At 53.3% G+C, this 18,972-nt stretch carries 19 protein-coding genes; 8 read left to right on the top strand and 11 right to left on the bottom strand.

Going from position 1 to position 18,972, the window contains the following annotated elements:
• Positions 1-105 precede the first annotated feature (105 nt).
• The gene (xanP, locus tag SK38_RS21500; RefSeq protein ID WP_003024026.1) at positions 106-1,497 is read right to left on the bottom strand and encodes a xanthine/proton symporter XanP; all 1,392 of its coding nucleotides are present in this window, start codon (positions 1,495-1,497) and stop codon (positions 106-108) included.
• A 225-nt stretch (positions 1,498-1,722) separates the two neighbouring features.
• Here xanP and gltS point away from each other — a divergent pair, with 225 nt between their 5' ends.
• A complete protein-coding gene (gltS, locus tag SK38_RS21495) occupies positions 1,723-2,928 on the top strand; it encodes a sodium/glutamate symporter (RefSeq protein ID WP_003024029.1) in 1,206 nt (401 codons plus the stop codon).
• Between the two features lie 42 nt (positions 2,929-2,970).
• Here the strand turns inward: gltS and recG are convergent, their stop codons facing one another.
• From recG to gmk, 5 genes are read right to left on the bottom strand one after another with little or no spacing between them, the layout of a single operon-like run.
• Complete coding sequence (recG, locus tag SK38_RS21490; protein WP_048237019.1) at positions 2,971-5,052, bottom strand: ATP-dependent DNA helicase RecG; 2,082 nt, start codon at positions 5,050-5,052, stop codon at positions 2,971-2,973.
• 5 nt (positions 5,053-5,057) lie between these two features.
• Positions 5,058-5,747 carry a tRNA (guanosine(18)-2'-O)-methyltransferase TrmH gene (gene trmH, locus SK38_RS21485; RefSeq protein ID WP_048237018.1) on the bottom strand — a complete coding sequence of 230 codons (690 nt, stop codon included), beginning with the start codon at positions 5,745-5,747 and terminating at the stop codon, positions 5,058-5,060.
• Positions 5,748-5,751: 4 nt separating this feature from the next.
• Entirely contained in the window at positions 5,752-7,866 is a 2,115-nt protein-coding gene (gene spoT, locus SK38_RS21480; protein WP_003024038.1) for a bifunctional GTP diphosphokinase/guanosine-3',5'-bis pyrophosphate 3'-pyrophosphohydrolase, read from the bottom strand.
• 18 nt (positions 7,867-7,884) lie between these two features.
• Entirely contained in the window at positions 7,885-8,160 is a 276-nt protein-coding gene (gene rpoZ / locus SK38_RS21475) for a DNA-directed RNA polymerase subunit omega (RefSeq protein WP_000135058.1), read from the bottom strand.
• Between the two features lie 54 nt (positions 8,161-8,214).
• Positions 8,215-8,838, bottom strand: coding sequence for a guanylate kinase (gene gmk, locus SK38_RS21470; RefSeq protein WP_003024042.1), 624 nt, complete (start codon positions 8,836-8,838; stop codon positions 8,215-8,217).
• A 261-nt stretch (positions 8,839-9,099) separates the two neighbouring features.
• Between gmk and ligB the strand changes: the two genes are divergently transcribed.
• A complete protein-coding gene (gene ligB, locus SK38_RS21465) occupies positions 9,100-10,779 on the top strand; it encodes an NAD-dependent DNA ligase LigB (protein WP_048237017.1) in 1,680 nt (559 codons plus the stop codon).
• Here ligB and SK38_RS21460 read toward each other — a convergent pair.
• Together SK38_RS21460 and SK38_RS21455 are read right to left on the bottom strand one after the other, a co-directional pair.
• A complete protein-coding gene (locus tag SK38_RS21460; protein ID WP_003024049.1) occupies positions 10,776-11,393 on the bottom strand; it encodes a trimeric intracellular cation channel family protein in 618 nt (205 codons plus the stop codon). The genes ligB and SK38_RS21460 overlap by 4 nt on opposite strands.
• A 257-nt stretch (positions 11,394-11,650) precedes the next feature.
• Entirely contained in the window at positions 11,651-12,514 is an 864-nt protein-coding gene (locus tag SK38_RS21455; protein WP_003024052.1) for a YicC/YloC family endoribonuclease, read from the bottom strand.
• Between the two features lie 125 nt (positions 12,515-12,639).
• Between SK38_RS21455 and rph the strand changes: the two genes are divergently transcribed.
• Together rph and pyrE are read left to right on the top strand one after the other, a co-directional pair.
• Entirely contained in the window at positions 12,640-13,356 is a 717-nt protein-coding gene (rph, locus tag SK38_RS21450; protein ID WP_003024054.1) for a ribonuclease PH, read from the top strand.
• A gap of 65 nt (positions 13,357-13,421) precedes the next feature.
• A complete protein-coding gene (gene pyrE, locus SK38_RS21445; protein WP_003837602.1) occupies positions 13,422-14,063 on the top strand; it encodes an orotate phosphoribosyltransferase in 642 nt (213 codons plus the stop codon).
• Positions 14,064-14,129: 66 nt separating this feature from the next.
• On the opposite strand, the gene slmA is transcribed toward pyrE, so the two are convergent.
• The 3 genes from slmA to coaBC all read right to left on the bottom strand — a co-directional run bounded on the left by slmA (position 14,130) and on the right by coaBC (position 16,499).
• Positions 14,130-14,726: a nucleoid occlusion factor SlmA gene (gene slmA, locus SK38_RS21440; protein WP_003827257.1), complete on the bottom strand. Its 597-nt coding sequence runs from the start codon at positions 14,724-14,726 to the stop codon at positions 14,130-14,132.
• Positions 14,727-14,842: 116 nt separating this feature from the next.
• The gene (gene dut / locus SK38_RS21435) at positions 14,843-15,301 is read right to left on the bottom strand and encodes a dUTP diphosphatase (RefSeq protein WP_003827259.1); all 459 of its coding nucleotides are present in this window, start codon (positions 15,299-15,301) and stop codon (positions 14,843-14,845) included.
• On the bottom strand, positions 15,279-16,499 hold the full coding sequence (coaBC, locus tag SK38_RS21430) for a bifunctional phosphopantothenoylcysteine decarboxylase/phosphopantothenate--cysteine ligase CoaBC (protein ID WP_108912454.1): 1,221 nt from the start codon (positions 16,497-16,499) through the stop codon (positions 15,279-15,281). The genes dut and coaBC overlap by 23 nt, the downstream gene beginning before the upstream one ends.
• A 171-nt stretch (positions 16,500-16,670) precedes the next feature.
• On the opposite strand from coaBC, the gene radC reads away from it, so the two are divergent.
• From radC to mutM, 4 genes are all read left to right on the top strand, one after another.
• Positions 16,671-17,336, top strand: a complete 666-nt coding sequence (gene radC, locus SK38_RS21425; RefSeq protein WP_020996053.1) for a RadC family protein — start codon at positions 16,671-16,673, stop codon at positions 17,334-17,336.
• A gap of 276 nt (positions 17,337-17,612) precedes the next feature.
• Entirely contained in the window at positions 17,613-17,849 is a 237-nt protein-coding gene (gene rpmB / locus SK38_RS21420) for a 50S ribosomal protein L28 (RefSeq protein ID WP_003024071.1), read from the top strand.
• A gap of 20 nt (positions 17,850-17,869) precedes the next feature.
• Positions 17,870-18,037 (top strand): 50S ribosomal protein L33, encoded by a 168-nt coding sequence (gene rpmG / locus SK38_RS21415; protein ID WP_003024094.1) that lies wholly within the window; start codon positions 17,870-17,872, stop codon positions 18,035-18,037.
• Positions 18,038-18,135: 98 nt separating this feature from the next.
• Complete coding sequence (gene mutM, locus SK38_RS21410) at positions 18,136-18,945, top strand: bifunctional DNA-formamidopyrimidine glycosylase/DNA-(apurinic or apyrimidinic site) lyase (RefSeq protein ID WP_048237016.1); 810 nt, start codon at positions 18,136-18,138, stop codon at positions 18,943-18,945.
• Positions 18,946-18,972 lie beyond the last annotated feature (27 nt).

Genomic DNA, 18,972 nt, shown 5'->3' with positions numbered 1-18,972 from the left:
AAGTGCACATAGTCAAGTTATGCACGATTTAGGCGCAATGCTCAAGGCGGGAATGGTGAAAGAGCGTTACAGCGGCGTTGATTCAGAACCAACGCCGCATTTTGCTTATTGCTTTTCTGGCGGGAATACCAGATTCAGAACGATTGCGGTAATACCGCCAGCGGCGATACCGGAAGAGAGCAGGTTTTTCACCCAATCCGGGGCGAACTGGAGAATCAGCGGCTGCTGGGAAACACCCAGACCAACGGCCAGCGACAGCGCGATAATCAGAATCGCGCGGCGGTTCAACGGCTCGCGGGACACGATACGCACACCGGATGCTGCGATAGTACCGAACATCACCAGCGTTGCGCCGCCCAGTACCGGCTCAGGAATATGCTGTACAAAACCGCTGACTGCCGGGAACAGGCCCAGCGCGATCAACATCAGCGCCACCACAAAACCAACGTAGCGGCTGGCAACGCCTGTTAACTGAATAACCCCATTGTTCTGGCCAAAACAGGAGTTCGGGAAGGTGTTGAACACGGCGGAAACAAACGAGTTCAGACCGTTCGCCAGCACGCCGCCTTTCAGGCGCTTCATATACAGCGGACCAGAAACCGGCTGCTCGGAGACATCAGAGGTGGCCGTAATATCGCCGATGGTTTCCAGTGACGTGATCATAAAGACCAGCATCAGCGGCAGTAGTAAACTCCAGTCGATGCCCAGGCCATAATACAGCGGCGTTGGCACCATCAGCAGGTCCTGACTTACCGGTGCGGTATTTTGCGGCAGCATGTCCATAAACCAGGCCAGCAGATAGCCTGCCGCCATCGCAATCACCAATGACGCAACGCGCAGGTACGGGTTGCGTTGACGGTTAAGCAGGATGATTAGCGCCAGCACCACGCCTGCCAACAGTAAATTCTTCGGCGCACCAAAGGTGTTGTCGCTCATTGCGGCATAGCCACCGCCAATCGATGTCAGACCCACCTGAATCAACGACAGGCCGATAATCATCACTACCACCCCTGAGACCAGCGGAGTAATAATACGACGCGCCAGGTGCAGGACACGCGAGATAACCATCTCGGTGCAGCTTGCCAGCATCAGCGTACCGAACAGCGCCGCCATCATGGTTGGGACATCTGCGCCACCGGTTTTTAGCGCCGTACCGCCCATAATCAGTGGCGCAACAAAGTTAAAGCTGGTGCCCTGAATGGATAGCAGCCCTGAGCCGACCGGCCCCCAGGCTTTGATCTGAATGATAGAAGCCACGCCGGAGGCGAACAGCGACATACTGATAATGTGTTGAGTATCCTGAGCCGGTAAACCAAGCGCCTGGCAAATTAACAGAGCAGGGGTGATCACCGCGACGAACATGGCCAGCAGATGCTGGCAGGCGGCAAACAGGGTCTGGGCTAACGGGGGGCGATCTTCAAGACGGTAAATCAGTTCACTGTTGTGAGTCTGCGCAACCGGTTGCGCATTTGTTGACTCTACGGCGTTAACGGACATCAGAGGCAATCCCATGGTGGAAAAGCGGTGATTTTATCTGACCAGGACAGAAAAGCAAACGTTTGCTAGCAGGTATTCTTAATATTTAAAACGGATAAACAAACATTTTTATATAACTTTTCATCATTTTCTGCTTAAAATCCACTCCGAAAACTCAATAAGAGCTAAAAATCGGTCTGGAATGCATCGTGCGTGATTGTGCTAAACGCACTAATGGAGCTGTAAATGTTTTATCTCGATACGTTATCAACGCTGGTTGCGGCAACCCTTGTGTTGCTGCTGGGACGTAAGCTCGTCCAGTCTGTTTCCTTCCTGAAAAAATACACCATTCCCGAACCTGTTGCAGGCGGATTGCTGGTGGCGATTGCGCTGCTGGTGCTGAAAAAAAGCATGGGTTGGGAAGTGAACTTCGATATGACCCTGCGCGATCCGCTGATGCTGGCCTTTTTCGCCACTATCGGTCTGAACGCCAATATCGCCAGTCTGCGTGCTGGTGGCCGCGTGGTGGGTATTTTTCTGATTGTGGTTGTTGGCTTGTTGCTGATGCAAAACGCCATCGGTATTGGTATGGCGACCCTGCTGGGTCTGGACCCGCTGATGGGTCTGATCGCTGGCTCGATCACCCTCTCTGGTGGACACGGAACCGGGGCCGCGTGGAGCAAGCTGTTTATTGAACGTTATGGCTTCACCAATGCGACTGAAGTGGCGATGGCTTGCGCAACGTTTGGTCTGGTGTTGGGTGGGCTGATTGGCGGCCCGGTGGCACGCTATCTGGTCAAACACTCCACCACGCCAGACGGTATGCCGGACGATCAGGCCGTGCCGACCGCATTTGAAAAGCCGGACGTTGGGCGCATGATCACCTCGTTGGTGCTGATTGAAACCATTGCTCTGATCGCTATCTGTCTGACGGTGGGTAAAATCGTTGCGCAAATGCTGGTTGGAACAGTGCTGGAATTGCCGACCTTCGTCTGCGTCCTGTTTGTTGGGGTGATCCTCAGTAACGGTCTGGCGCTACTGGGCTTTTATCGGGTGTTCGAACGTGCGGTTTCTGTACTGGGTAACGTTAGTCTGTCGCTGTTTCTGGCGATGGCGTTGATGAGCCTGAAGCTGTGGGAACTGGCTTCACTGGCCTTGCCGATGCTGGCAATCCTGGTTGTGCAGACTATTTTCATGGCGCTGTACGCGATATTCGTCACCTGGCGCATGATGGGTAAGAACTACGATGCCGCCGTGCTGGCAGCCGGACACTGCGGTTTTGGCCTCGGCGCGACGCCGACGGCGATTGCCAACATGCAGGCGATTACCGAACGTTTTGGACCATCCCATATGGCGTTTCTGGTGGTGCCGATGGTGGGGGCGTTCTTTATCGATATCGTTAACGCGCTGGTGATTAAGCTGTATCTGCTGTTACCGATTTTCGCGCAATAACGGCTGTGCGGCGGGGTAACATCCGCCGCCGCTATGAATTAACTACGCGTTGGAGTAGCGTTCGGTTTCCGGCATCCAGCGCTCTATCAGTGCCGCGGCCTGTTGCGGATAACGTTCGTGAATATGGCGGGCAATGCGCTGAACTTCCGGGATAATCGCCTGATCGCGCAGTAAATCTGCGACCTTGAATTCTGCCGTTCCGGTCTGGCGAGTACCTAACAGCTCGCCGGGTCCGCGAATCTCTAAATCTTTTTGCGCAATTACGAACCCGTCGTTGCTGTCTCGCAGAACCTGCAGGCGTTTCTGCGCGGTTTTAGACAGCGGTGATTTGTAGAGCAGAACGCAGTGGGAAGCCACCGCGCCACGGCCTACGCGACCACGCAACTGGTGCAATTGGGCCAGACCTAAGCGTTCCGGGTTTTCAATAATCATCAGGCTGGCGTTTGGCACGTCCACGCCCACTTCAATCACCGTGGTGGCAACCAGCAGATGCAGTTCACCCTGCTTGAAGGCCGCCATTACTGACTGCTTCTCGGCGGGCTTCATGCGCCCGTGTACCAGGCCAATATTGAGTTCTGGCAGCGCCAGTTTAAGCTCTTCCCACGTCGCTTCTGCCGCCTGAGCTTCCAACAAGTCAGACTCTTCAATCAGCGTACAGACCCAGTATGCCTGACGTCCTTCGTGGGTACAGGCGTTGCGCACGCGATCAATGATATCGCTGCGGCGGGTATCCGGAATGGCGACTGTGGTGACCGGCGTACGCCCCGGAGGGAGTTCATCGATAACCGATGTGTCGAGGTCAGCATAGGCTGTCATCGCCAGGGTGCGCGGAATCGGCGTGGCGGTCATGATTAGCTGGTGTGGGTGGAAACCCTGCTGCTGACCTTTTTCCCACAGCGCCAGACGCTGATGAACGCCGAAGCGGTGCTGTTCGTCGATGATAACCAGCGCCAGCCCGTTGAACTGCACCTGTTCCTGGAAAATCGCGTGCGTGCCGACAATCATCTGCACCTGACCGCTGGCGATGGCTTCTTGTTGCGCCAGACGCGCTTTACCTTTCTGCTTGCCCGCCAGCCAGCCCACTTCAATGCCCAGTGGCGCGAACCAGTTGCGGAAGTTATTTGCATGTTGTTCAGCCAATAGTTCGGTAGGGGCCATTAGCGCAACCTGCTTACCATGTGCGATAGCCCGCAGCGCGGCCAGCGCGGCAACCAGCGTTTTACCGGAGCCGACATCACCCTGTACCAGGCGCATCATCGGCACATCCAGTGCCATATCGCGTTCAATCTCAGCGGTAACACGGGCCTGTGCACCAGTAGGTTTGAACGGCAATGCTGCCAGCAGCTTATCTTTTAGCGCGTTGTTAGCACTTAACGGCTGGGCGTGAAAACGCTGTGCCCCGGCGCGTAGTGCCAGCATGCTGAGATTATGCGCCAGCAGTTCTTCGAGAATCAGACGTCGCTGCGCCGGATGTTGTCCGGTTTCCAGATCGCTGAGTTGCAGCGACGGTGGGGGGCGGTGCAACGTGCGAAGTGCTTCGGGTAGGCTCATCATGCCCTGTAACAGCTCTGGCGGCAGCAGTTCGGCAATGGCGCAGGTATCGAGTAGATCCAGTGCCTGATCGGTCAGCTTGCGCAGCGTGGCCTGCTTCACACCTTCGGTGGTTGGATATACTGGTGTGAGTGTTTCCTGCAATTCTGGCGTGCTGAGATCGCCTTGTACGCGGTATTCCGGGTGAATCATCTCTGCGCCGTATTTCCCGCGTTTGGCTTCGCCGTAGGCCAGTACCCTACGCCCGGTAGCGAGGCTGTTTTTCATCGCTGCGCTGAAGTTGAAAAAGCGCATGGTGAGAATCCCCGAGCCATCGCTGATTTGACAGGTCATCATCCGGCGGCCGCCGAAGGTAATATTGCAGTTCAGCACTTCGCCTTCAACGGTGGCATAGACACCCGGCAGCAGTTCGCCAATTGGGTACAGATGGGTACGGTCTTCGTAACGCAGAGGGAGGTGGAGCAGGAGGTCCTGCACGGTGTGCAGGCCAATTTTCGCCAGTTTACTGCTTTGCGCTGCGCCAACGCCGGTCAGAGAGTTGAGTGGGATGGCATCCAGTAAACGGCCTTTCATCGCGTTTATCTCGCAGATTGCATAGTGGCCCACCACGTTGCATCGGCTTCAATTTCGCCCTGCGTGTTTACGTGAGGGTAGGGAAGACCTTTGCGCTTAGCGACATTCGCCAGCACCGGATAACCGCCTTCAAACAGTAAGCGCTGCTGCTCTTCTTGTGGCAGCATGCTGTTTTCTCGTCGGTACATCCCCGCGTTTTGCCGCTGGCGCTGTGCTTCGTACAGAATCAGCGCGGAGGCGACAGAAACGTTCAGTGACTGCACCATGCCAGTCATGGGAATGATGATGTCCTGATCAGCCAGATTCAACGCTTCCTGAGTGATGCCGGTTTTCTCCTGGCCCATCAGGATGCAGGTGGGGCGCGTGTAATCAATCTCGCGAAAATCCACAGCTTTATCTGACAGATGGGTTGCCAGGACCTGCATGCCCCGGCTTTTTAAATGTGTGACCGCATCGCCAATGGTAAGGTGAGTTTTCACCTGCACCCAACTGTTGCTGCCTGCGGCAGAAGAGGCCATGGTGCGCATACGGCTACCCGGCCAGACGGCGTGGACTTCATGCACGCCAACCGCATCTGCAGTACGAATAATCGCAGAAACGTTATGAGGTTTGTGAACCTGCTCCATGCAGACGGTCAGATCGGGCTGACGACGTGCGAGCATCTCGCGGATACGTGCATAGCGCTGTTCATTCATAAGACTAGTTTCGGTTACGGGTGACTTTTATCACGTCCGGCATGACGCGGATTTTGCGCATGATGTTCGCCAGGTGCACACGATCGCGAGCGGTCAGGCGAATAAAGGCGCTATAAACGCGGCCATCTTTCTCTTCCGTATTCAGACTTTGAATATTGGAGGTGGTCGTGTTGATTGCCGCCGTCAGGTTCGCCAGAGCACCCTGGTGGTTAAACATATCCACCTTAATCTCGGTGATGAATTCCTGCTCCGTCTCTTTATCCCATTCCACCGCCATAAACTTCTCTGGCTCTTTCTGGTAGCCACGAATATTACGGCAGGACTCATGGTGGATCACCAGACCTTTACCCGGACTGACGTGGGCAATGATTGGATCGCCTGGAATTGGACGACAGCATTTCGCGAAGGTGATCAGCACGCCGTCTGCGCCTTTGATTGGCAGATGACCATGGCCAGATTGTGCTGGTACGTTCGCTGTTGCTTCGCCCTGCTGGAGGTTTTTCGCTACCACCACGCTCATGGCGTTACCCAGACCGATTTCTGCGAGCAGATCGTCAAGCGTGGCGAGCTTCATACGCTCAAGCTCACGCTGGATGCTCTCTGGGGGGATCTCAGCCAGTTTACGGCTACCGCCCAGGGCATGGTTGAGCAGTCGACGACCCAGACTGACGGAATCATCGCGCTTGAGGTTTTTCAACAGTTGACGAATCTTGGCGCGCGCTTTCGAACTGACGACGAAGTTTAGCCACGCTGCGTTCGGACGTGCACCCGGCGCGGTGATAATCTCAACGGTCTGGCCGCTAAAGAGCGGTTGTGAAAGCGGGTAAGGCTGTCTGTCGACGCGCGCGCCGACGCAGGCGTGACCGATATCGGTATGCACGGCGTAGGCGAAGTCGACAGGCGTTGCACCGGCGGGCAGTTCGACAATGCGCCCTTCCGGTGTGAAAACATAAATCTCATCCGGGAAGAGATCAGATTTGACGCTTTCAATAAATTCAAACGAGCTACCGGCGCTCTGCTGCAGTTCCAGCAAGCTTTGCATCCAGCGCTGAGCGCGGATTTGCGCAGTGGTGCTGCTTTCGCCGCCGTGCTCTTTGTAAGCCCAGTGCGCTGCGACACCCATCTCTGCCATCTGGTCCATGTCTTCAGTACGAATCTGTACTTCAACCGGGACGCCATGAGGGCCGATCATTGAGGTGTGCAAAGACTGATATCCGTTCGCTTTCGGAATGGCGATATAGTCTTTCACGCGACCAGGGCGTGGTTTGTACAGGCTGTGCATCTGGCCGAGTACGCGATAGCAGGTATCGGAATCATGAACGATGACGCGAAATGCGTAGATATCCATGATGGAGTGAAAACGCTGCTCTTTGAGCACCATTTTGCAGTAAATAGAGTACAGGTGCTTCTCACGCCCGCTTACGCGACACGGAATACCTGCCTCCTGCAAACGCCCTTCGATTTCCGAGAGGATTTTTTGGATCATCTCTTTGCGGTTGCCGCGAGCGGCTTTAACCACTTCTTTAATCACGCGATAGCGGTTTGGGTACAGCGCTTCAAAACCCAGCTCTTCCAGCTCGGTTTTAATGTGATGAATACCTAAACGGTGTGCCAGCGGACTATAGATTTCGAGGGTTTCACGGGCGATGCGGCGACGTTTGTCCGGGCGTAATGAGCCCAGCGTGCGCATGTTGTGGGTGCGGTCGGCAAGTTTGATGAGAATGACGCGGATATCCTGCACCATCGCCATAATCATCTTGCGAAAGTTTTCAGCTTGCGCCTCTTTCTTATCGCGAAACTTAAGCTTATCAAGTTTCGATACCCCTTCTACCAGCTCTGCAACGCTTTTACCAAAAAGCTGTTCCATGTCCTGATAGGTGGCTGGGGTATCTTCAATCACGTCATGCAGCAGCGCAGCCATCAGCGTTTCGTAGTCGAGTTTCATCTCGGCCAGAATGCAGGCTACCGCTACCGGGTGCGTGATATAGGGTTCACCGCTTGAACGTGTCTGGCCCTCGTGAGCGTCACGTGCAACGAGATACGCCTGCCGAAGACGCTTAATCTGGTCTTCCGGCAGGTAGTTTTGAATCAGTTGATTCAGGCTTTCAAACAGATACAAGGGCGACCCGCTTTGTGATTAACGACGACCTTCAGCAATAGCGGTAACGGCTTGTAATTCAGCGGCTTCCTGCTCTTGCTGTTCCTGGCGCTCACGCACGTCGAGGATCTGGTTGTTGATCAGACCTTCTTCGATTTCGCGCAGCGCGATAACGGTAGTTTTATCGTTTTCTTCCGGTACGAGCGGATCCTTTCCGCCTACCTGCATCTGACGAGCGCGACGCGCGGCGACCAGTACCAGGTCAAAACGGTTACCAATTTTCTCTACAGCGTCCTGAACAGTTACGCGTGCCATACTTAAAATGCTCCACAGGTGAAGAAATGACTGGGCATGATACTGAATGTGGGTTCAGTCTGCCAACAGTTTGCTGATTAAAGCGTCATGACGCTGCTTTTGGCGGCTCATGCGCAGACGTTCGGCGCGAATGATGGTTTTCAAATCGCCCAGGGCGGTGTCGAAATCATCATTCACAATAAGATAATCATATTCGGCGTAATGGCTCATTTCTGCAACAGCTTGCGCCATACGTTTCGCGATCACGTCTTCGCTATCCTGACCGCGGCCACGCAGGCGGCGGTCCAGCTCAATCTTAGACGGTGGCAAAATAAAAATACTGCGCGCATGCGGCATTTTTTCACGAATTTGCTGCGCACCTTGCCAGTCGATATCTAAAAAGACGTCTACGCCGGATGCTAATACTTGCTCAATGGTTTCACGCGAGGTGCCGTAGTAATTACCGAAAACCTCCGCGTGTTCCAGGAACGCGTCTCTGCCAATCATGGTTCTGAATTCATCATGGTTCACAAAGAAATAGTGTTCACCGTGCACTTCCCCCGGGCGCGGTGCGCGCGTGGTGTGCGAAACAGAAACCTGGGTGTCATACAACGGTTGGGTCTTTAATAAAGCCTGAATCAGGCTGGATTTACCCGCGCCACTGGGGGCAGAAACAATATAAAGCGTGCCTTGAGCCATGAGTATCTTAATGTATGTGATTGTCGAAAGAGAGCCTACATACGAGCTTATTATACACGTAGCCGCTATGTGACGTAGCCCTTGTCACACTTTTTGCGCATGTTTATTGCGTTTTGCGTACCAGTTTCCTGTTTTATCGATGATTTGCAGCAATACATGCAAATGTCCGGAAAGCTGTTCGCAGGATGAATTTTTGCCGCTCTGTTTCTATTTCACTTCGCGCTATACCTGCCGGGAAACGTATCGTTCAGCGGAGATAGCATGGGATTATGGAAATGCATAGGGCTGGTTTTACTGGTGTGGCATTTACCTGCGTGGGCGGTATGCCCCGTCTGGTCGCCTGCCAGGGCAAACGAGGAAATTTCACGACTACAGCAGCAGATTACACAGTGGAATGACAGTTACTGGAAACAAGGGGAAAGTGCCGTAGACGACGGCGTTTATGACCAGCTCAATGCGCAACTAATTCAATGGCAGCGCTGTTTTGGCGATGAAGTCCCACCAGATCTGTCTGTGCCCCCAATAAGTGGCACCGTCTCGCATCCAGTTCCCCACACGGGCGTTCGAAAACTTGCTGATAAGCAAGCGCTACAGCAATGGATGCTCGCTCGCAGCGATCTCTGGGTGCAACCGAAGGTGGATGGCGTGGCGGTGACGTTAGTCTATCGCCATGGCAATCTGGTACGGGCGATTAGCCGTGGTAATGGCCTGAAAGGCGAAGACTGGACGCAAAAGGTTCTGCAGATCCCTTCTGTACCACATTCCACCAAGGGGAAACTCGCTAACAGTACGTTGCAGGGTGAGATATTTTTGCAGCAAGAGGGGCATATTCAGAAGCAGAGAGGGGGAATGAACGCCCGCTCGAAGGTTGCTGGATTAATGATGCGCCAGGGCAATCCGGAAATGTTACGCTCGCTGGCAATTTTTATCTGGGCCTGGCCTGATGGTCCGGCGGTCATGCCTGAAAGACTGGAGCAGCTCACGGCTGCCGGGTTTAGTTACACGCAACGTTATACTCAGGCCGTGAAGAATGCGGATGACGTCGAAAAGTCGCGCGACAGGTGGTGGAGTTCAGCATTACCTTTTGTGACAGATGGTGTCGTGGTGCGAACGGCAAAAGAACCACGGGCGCAGTATTGGCTACCCGGACAGGGTGACTGGCTGGCGGCGTGGAAATATCCTCCCGTGACGAGGGTATCTGAGGTAACGGGTATTCAGTTCTCCGTTGGTAAAAGCGGGAAAATTGCGGTGGTTGCATTGCTGACTCCCGTCATGCTGGATGATAAACGCGTACAGCGCGTCAATATTGGCTCCGTCCGACGCTGGAATGAATGGGATATCGCGCCTGGCGATCAGATTCTGGTGAGCCTGGCTGGACAAGGGATACCCCGTATCGACGAGGTGGTCTGGCGCAGCACTCAGCGTACTAAGCCAATACCCCCCGAGGGGCGCTTCAATTCATTAACCTGTTTTTATGCTACAGCGGAGTGCCAGGAACAGTTTGTTGCCAGACTGGTCTGGCTGGGCGGCAAAGAGGTGCTGGGGCTGGAGGGGATCGGCGAGGTGGGATGGCGAGAGCTCAACCAGGTGTATCGCTTTGAACATATCTTTTCCTGGCTTGGGTTAACTCAGGAACAGTTAGAGTCTGCACTTGGTGTAATCAAAGGGGAGAAGCTGTGGCATCAGTTCAACCTGTCGCGCGATCTCCCGTTCACGCGCTGGGTGATTGCCATGGGAATACCGTTAACACAGGCAACGCTAAATGCCAGCCGGGATGGTTCGTGGCAGCAATTAAAAGAACGCGATGAACAAAGCTGGCGGCAGCTCCCTTTCATGGGAGAACGGCGGGCACGGCAGGTTATTCAATGGCTGGAGGATCGAGAGGTCACAGCACTGAGCAACTGGTTAGCTGCTCAGCGGATCGCGGGCTTTATGCGTTAATGGCCTTCGTGGCGATAGTAAAATACTGGCAGACCTAACTTCAGGCGCAGTGCCAGTAATCGGGCGGTAAAACCGAAGAGCAGGGTAGAGATAACCACTACATCATGACTGGAGACATAATGCTGTAGCACGATGTACAACACAGCAGCGGCGAATGATACGCCAGCATACAGCTCTTTCTGGAACACTAACGGGATGCGTTTGCAGAACATGTCGCGTAATACGCCACCGAAGACGCCGGTCGTGACCGCAGCGACCACGGCGATAATCGGTCCATGACCCATATCCAGTGCCACCTGAGCACCGATAATAGAAAAGACCACCAAGCCCAGCGCATCCAGTACGAGGAATATTTTGCGCAGATAGGGCATGACGGGAGCAATAATGGTGGTGAGTACCGCAGCGGTCGCCACGATAATGACGTATTCAGGGTGCTTTACCCAGCCAAGAGGATAGTGGCCGAGAAGAATATCGCGTACCGATCCGCCGCCAATGGCCGTCGCGGTGGCAATGATGATGACGCCAAATGTATCCATACGACGACGCCCAGCAGCAAGCGCACCGGTCATGGCTTCGGCAGTAATACCAATTAAATATAAAACGTGTAACAGCATGCATTCCCCCTGATTTGCTGGGGCTAAGGTTAACGATTTGTGCGCCTTGTCACGATTGAGATTTTCTAAGGTGAAGTGATTTTAATAACTACAGCTAATGCTGGTTTGGTGAAAATGCGTGGTGATATGCGCTTTGTGTTATGAGCTTCAATAAAGAATGATGAGAAAATATAATTCGAATTGAACAGGGAAGTACCAAAGCGTCGGGAAAAACACGTAGCCTCGCCATTTATTGGCGGGCTACGTAGAATGGTTGCTTACTCGATGTTCTGAATCTGCTCGCGCATTTGCTCGATCAGTACCTTCAGTTCAATCGCGGAATTCGTCACTTCGGCATTGATAGACTTCGATGCCAGAGTGTTCGACTCACGGTTGAATTCCTGCATCATGAAGTCCAGACGACGGCCAACCGCCTCTTTTTTCTTTAGAATGTTGTAGGTTTCTTTGACGTGGGCTTCCAGACGATCTAATTCTTCTGCCACATCGATACGCTGCGCCATCAGCACCAGTTCTTGCTCAAGGCGGTTATTCTCCAACTGTACCTGGGCGTCTTCCAGTTTGGCTACCAGACGCTCGCGCTGCCATTGCAGGATTTCCGGCATATGAGCACGCACTTTTGTGACTTCAGCACTGACGCCTTCCAGACGCTGCTCGATCAGCGCCTTCAGCGCCTGACCTTCGGTTTCACGCGCAACGATGAAGTCATCCAGCGTACCGTCAAGCGCGGCGAGGATTTCGGCGGCAATGGCGTCCAGATCCTGCTCCTGGGCAGCCATTACGCCTGGCCAGCGCAGGATATCAACCGGGTTGATTTCACCTTCATCGCTCTGCATTTTGACCCAGTTAGCAGCGCTAACGAGCTGTTTAGCGAGTTTTTCATTCAGAATCAGCTCGCCTTGCGCGCTGGCATCAGGCTCAAAACGCAGCGTACATTCGACTTTACCGCGCGTCAGACGCGTGCGAATACGTTCGCGAACAACGGGTTCGAGACTACGGAACTGCTCCGGCAGGCGAAAATAAGTTTCCAGATAACGCTGGTTTACCGAGCGCATTTCCCAGGTGGCGCTACCCCATTCACCCTTGATTTCACGCCGGGCGTAGGCGGTCATGCTGCGGATCATAGACGTTCCTGTTTTTAAAGATGAGATGGGAGGATTATAGCCATCCGCGTCTTGTCAGGATAGGAATAACAGTCGGAAGTCCGTATAATGCGCAGCCACATTCGTTTCAAGCCGGAGATTTTATCATGCGTCCAGCAGGTCGTAGTGCCAATCAGGTGCGTCCCGTCACCCTGACCCGTAATTATACAAAACACGCTGAAGGCTCCGTGCTGGTCGAATTTGGTGATACCAAAGTGCTGTGTACCGCCTCTATTGATGAAGGCGTACCGCGTTTTTTGAAAGGTCAGGGCCAGGGCTGGATCACCGCAGAATATGGCATGCTGCCACGCGCTACGCACACCCGTAACGCCCGTGAAGCGGCAAAAGGTAAGCAGGGCGGTCGTACCATGGAAATCCAGCGTCTGATCGCCCGCGCGCTGCGCGCAGCTGTTGATCTGAAAACGCTCGGCGAATTCACAATTACGCTGGACTGCGATGTTATTCAGGCCGATGGCGGTACGCGCACCGCATCAATTACCGGCGCATGCGTTGCGTTGGCGGATGCGCTGAACAAGCTGGTGGCGAGCGGTAAGCTGAAAACTAACCCGATGAAAGGGATGGTTGCCGCGGTTTCCGTGGGCATTGTGAACGGTGAAGCACTCTGTGACCTTGAGTATGTTGAAGACTCTGCTGCTGAAACCGACATGAACGTAGTGATGACTGAGGACGGTCGCATTATAGAGGTTCAGGGTACGGCGGAAGGCGAACCGTTCAGCCATGAAGAACTTCTCACCCTACTGGCATTGGCCCGAGGGGGAATCGAATCCATTGTAGCGACGCAGAAGGCGGCGTTAGAAAATTGATTTTAAAGGCGACTGATGAGTCGCCTTTTTTTTGTCTGTAATAAAGTGAGATGAGGAGCGAATCCATGAAACCGTATCAGCGCCAGTTTATTGAGTTTGCGCTTAGCAAGCAGGTACTAAAGTTTGGCGAATTTACGCTGAAATCCGGGCGCAAAAGCCCCTATTTCTTCAACGCCGGGCTGTTTAATACCGGGCGCGACCTGGCACTGTTAGGCCGTTTTTATGCCGAAGCGCTGGTGGATTCCGGTATTGAGTTCGATTTGCTGTTTGGCCCTGCCTACAAAGGTATTCCGATTGCGACCACAACGGCCGTTGCGCTGGCGGAACACCACGATAAAGATTTGCCGTACTGCTTTAACCGTAAAGAGGCGAAGACCCACGGTGAAGGCGGGAATCTGGTCGGTAGCGCACTAGAGGGACGCGTGATGCTGGTGGATGATGTTATCACCGCAGGTACGGCGATTCGTGAGTCGATGGAAATTATCCAGGCGAATGGCGCCACTCTGGCGGGGGTACTGATTTCTCTCGATCGTCAGGAACGCGGTCGCGGCGAGATTTCCGCGATTCAGGAAGTGGAACGCGATTATGGCTGCAAGGTGATTTCTATCATTACCCTGAAAGATCTGATTGCGTATCTGGAAGAGAAACCAGAGATGGCGGAGCATCTGGTGGCAGTACGGGCCTATCGCGAAGCGTACGGCGTTTAAGAACTGCCGGATGGCGCTGCGCTTATCCGGCCTACGTAACCCCGTAGGCCGGACAAGACGAAATCGCTACTGCAATTGAGCGGCAACCAACGGCCAGCGGGTGTCAAAATCATCCGTTGGGCGGTATTTAAATTCGCTACGCACAAACCGGGACAGCATACCTTCGCAGAAAGCCAGTAACTGGCTGGCCAGCAGCGTTTCATCCACGGTGTAGCCTTCACCTTCACGCATTCTTTTTTCTCGCAGAACCTGGCGCAACTGCGCTTCAATGCGCTCAAAAAGTTGGTTAATGCGACCTTGCAGACGGTCTTGCTCGAACATCAACGCGTGTCCGGTAAGAATTCGTGTCAGGCCTGGATTACGCTCACCAAACCCTAAAATCAGCAGAACGATCAGACGCAGACGCGCGTTGGTGTCTTTTTCATCTTTCAAAATCAGATTGATACGCGTAATCAGACTATCTTCGATAAACTCAATCAGGCTATCGAACATACGGGTCTTGCTGGGGAAATGGCGATACAATGCCGCTTCGGATACGCCAACTGAGGCTGCCAGCTTTGCTGTGGTGATGCGTTGGCTACCATCGCTGGACTCAAGCATCAGTGCCAGAGACTGAAGTATTTCTTCGCGACGATTCCTTTTCGCAGTTTGCTTTTCTACCATGTTACAAAATACCCCTGAAAATAAGCTCTTGCCAGGCAGGCATCCACACAGCGACCGCAAACTGTTGTTTGCGGTGTGTTATTGCGTTATTACGCTATGGGATACTTTTCTGCGGGTTACTTGCGCCCGGAATGGCCGAAGCCACCTTCGCCACGATCGGTGGCTTCAAACTCTTCCACCAGATTAAATTCAGCCTGCACGACCGGTACAAATACCATCTGCGCGATACGTTCGCCCGGCTCAATAGTGAAGCTGTCCTGACCACGGTTCCAGACGGACACCATCAGTTGTCCCTGGTAGTCGGAATCAATCAAACCAACCAGATTGCCCAGCACGATACCGTGCTTATGGCCCAGTCCGGAGCGCGGGAGCATTACCGCTGCCAGAGAAGGATCGGCAATGTGGATAGCTAACCCGGTTGGCACCAGCGTTGTTGCGCCCGGCGCCAGCTCTACGGCGTCATCAAGACAAGCACGCAGGTCAAGTCCGGCAGAACCAGAAGTGGCGTACGTCGGGAGCGGAAATTGTTGCCCTACGCGCGGGTCCAGAATCTTAACGTCGATTTTTTTCATCATAACGGGTCACGATCTCGTCGAGTAATAATTGGCCCAGGAGTTCTTTACGCTCAAGCGGTAAGACTTTGTCTCCATCCTGCCAAAAAAGGTGTAATGCGTTGCTATCGCTGTTAAACCCTTGAGTTGACAGCGAAACGTCGTTCGCACAGATCACATCAAGGTTTTTGCGGATGCGTTTTTGCCGGGCATATTCTTCCACATTATTTGTTTCGGCGGCAAACCCAACGACAAAAGGACGGTTAACATCCAGTGCGGCAACACCGGCGATAATGTCCGGATTTTTGACCATTTTTACTGTTAATTCATCGCCCTGCGTCGCTTGTTTTTTTATTTTTTCGTGGGCGACAGTTTCAGCGCGATAATCAGCGACTGCAGCGCAGCCGATAAAAATATGCTGTTGTTGCACCGTAGACTGCACAGCGGCTTCCATTTCCAGCGCGGTCATCACATCAACCCGTTGAACAAATGGTGGTGTGGATAACGAAACCGGACCCGATACCAGTGTGACGTTTGCCCCGCGCTTTGCGGCAGCGGCCGCGATCGCAAACCCCATCTTCCCGGAACTGTGGTTGGAAATATAACGCACGGGATCAAGCGGTTCACGCGTCGGACCCGCCGTAATCATGATGTTGAGATGTTGCAGATCGTTGACAGGTGAAAAATGTTCTGCCGCCATATCCACAATCGTTAACGGATCCAGCATACGTCCAGGGCCGATATCACCACATGCCTGACTACCGCTGTCAGGACCCCAAATGAGCAAACCGCGTGAGGCAAGAATACCCAGATTGTGCTGGGTCGCGGCAGCGCGGTACATCTGCTGGTTCATGGCTGGCAGTACAGCAACAGGAGCAGGCGTTGCCAGACAAATCGTTGACACCAGGTCGTTGGCCATACCTGCGGCGACACGAGCAATCAGGTCTGCTGTAGCGGGTGCCAGGATGACCAAATCGGCCCATTTTCCCAGCTCAATGTGGCCCATCGCGGCTTCGGCTGCGGGGTCAAGCAGGCTGTCGGAAACGGGATAACCTGAAACCGCCTGTAAACTCAGGGGAGTAATAAATGCTTTTGCCGCTTCGGTCATCGCCACGCGGACGTCAGCGCCGCGTTCCCGTAAACGACGCACCAACTCAGGGGTCTTGTACGCAGCAATACCGCCACTGACGCCAAGTACGATTTTTTTACCGGCCAGGCTCATCATGATCTTTCCTGTTGGATTTCACCAGAAGGCGGATATTTTATCACAATCCGCAATTTGTCGTGCTTTTGACCGTGCTCCACTTTGCGAGGCGCTACGAAGAAGTGAAAACAGTACGTCGATTCACCGTCGGTGTTATGCCACTATGCGGACGCGAGAGGAGGGAGAAGCATGGAAAATACAGGAAGTATGATGCCCCGGGAAAAGCTATTGGCGCAGGGGGCCAGTTCTCTGACCGATGTTGAGCTTTTGGCTCTTTTTTTACGTACCGGCCTGCAGGGTAAAGATGTGCTTACGCTGGCGAAAGAGATGCTTCAGCATTTTGAGTCGCTGTATGGCCTGCTGTCTGCTGATTACATGGATTTTAGCTATGTTCAGGGAATCGGTATCGCGAAGTACGCACAGTTGAAGGGGATTGCAGAGCTGGCAAGACGCTACTACAACGTGCGAGTGATAGAGGAGCGTGCTCTACTTAGTCCTGAAATGGCGCGTGAATTTCTGCAAAGCCAGCTTTCGCAAGAGGAACGCGAGATCTTTCTGGTGATCTTTATGGATTCTCAACATCGCGTGATTAAACACAGCAAACTTTTTTCCGGTACGCTTAGCCATGTCGAGGTGCATCCGAGAGAAATTGTCCGTGAAGCGATAAAAATGAATGCTTCTGCGGTGATCCTTGCGCATAATCACCCTTCGGGGTGTGCAGAGCCGAGTAAAGCAGATAAACTCATCACCGAGCGTGTTGTGAAATGCTGTCAGTTCATGGATATCCGGGTGCTTGATCATCTGGTCATTGGGCGCGGAGAGTACGTTTCTTTTGCGGAACGCGGTTGGATTTAACGCACTTTACGCGATCCATCGGGATCTTTGTCTGTTCGGGACTTGAGCACATCGCTGACTCAGCGTATACTACGCCACCTTTGAGAATCTCGGGTTTGGCATTTGGGCCTGGCAATCGAGAGTTCGCAAATACGCAAAATCATTCTTGTTGCGTCCAATGACGAGGCAACATTGAAAGATTAAGTGTATTGAACTGCGATAACCGGGCTGAGAAGCCTGACGAGGCGCCAATACCCCATACGAAGCTCGAGCTAATTTGATTTTTGGAGAATAGACATGTCCCGAGTCTGCCAAGTTACTGGCAAGCGTCCGGTGACCGGTAACAACCGTTCCCACGCACTGAACGCGACTAAACGCCGTTTCCTGCCTAACCTGCACTCTCACCGTTTTTGGGTTGAGAGCGAGAAGCGTTTTGTCACCCTGCGTGTATCTGCTAAAGGTATGCGTGTTATTGATAAGAAAGGCATCGAAACAGTTCTGTCTGAACTGCGTGCCCGTGGCGAAAAGTACTAAGTACTAAGAGGAAATAAATCATGGCTAAAGGTATTCGTGAGAAAATCAAGCTGGTTTCTTCTGCTGGTACTGGTCACTTCTATACCACTACGAAGAACAAACGTACTAAGCCGGAAAAACTGGAACTGAAAAAGTTCGATCCAGTTGTTCGTCAGCACGTTTTATACAAAGAAGCGAAAATCAAATAATTTTCGTTTTGATGTAAAGAAAAACCCTGCCTCGGCGGGGTTTTTTGTTTTCTGGCCGTCCCCATATTAATGAGACCTGACATACCGCCGGAGATACTATGCCTGAATTACCTGAAGTCGAAACCAGCCGCCGTGGTATTGAGCCGCATCTGGTGGGGGCAACGATTATGCACGCGACGGTGCGTAACGGTCGTTTGCGTTGGCCAGTATCTGAGGAAATCTATCGTCTGAGTGATCAACCTGTCCTCAGCGTACAGCGGCGCGCGAAATACCTGCTGCTAGAACTGGCGGATGGCTGGATAATCATTCATCTGGGGATGTCGGGTAGCTTGCGTATCCTTCCTGAAGAGCTTCCGGCAGACAAGCACGACCACGTTGACTTAGTGATGAGCAACGGCAAAGTTCTGCGTTATACCGATCCCCGCCGCTTTGGCGCCTGGCTGTGGACTAAAGAACTGGATGGACATAATGTCCTCGCTCATCTTGGCCCTGAGCCGCTGAGCGACGATTTCAACGCCAATTATCTACAGCAGAAATGTTCGAAGAAGAAAACGGCGATTAAACCCTGGCTGATGGATAACAAGCTGGTGGTGGGTGTGGGTAATATCTACGCCAGTGAGTCGCTATTTGCGGCTGGGATTCATCCTGACCGTCTTGCGTCATCGCTGTCGAAAGATGAGTGTGAATTGCTGGTACGCGTTATCAAGGCGGTGTTGCTGCGTTCTATCGAGCAGGGTGGGACGACGCTGAAGGACTTTCTGCAAAGTGACGGTAAGCCTGGCTATTTTGCCCAGGAGCTGCAGGTCTATGGGAGAGAAGGTGAACCGTGTCGTGCATGCGGCGCACCGATTGTTGCGACAAAACACGCCCAGCGTACAACGTTCTATTGCCGTCGCTGTCAGAAATAGTGTCATTGCAGGCCGGATGCTGCATCC

Origin of the sequence: Citrobacter sp. MGH110 (assembly GCF_001037515.1) — a bacterium.
Lineage (GTDB): Bacteria > Pseudomonadota > Gammaproteobacteria > Enterobacterales > Enterobacteriaceae > Citrobacter > Citrobacter portucalensis.
The sequence above is the reverse complement of the archived record's forward strand: the minus strand, read 5'-3'. Positions and strand labels throughout refer to the sequence as shown.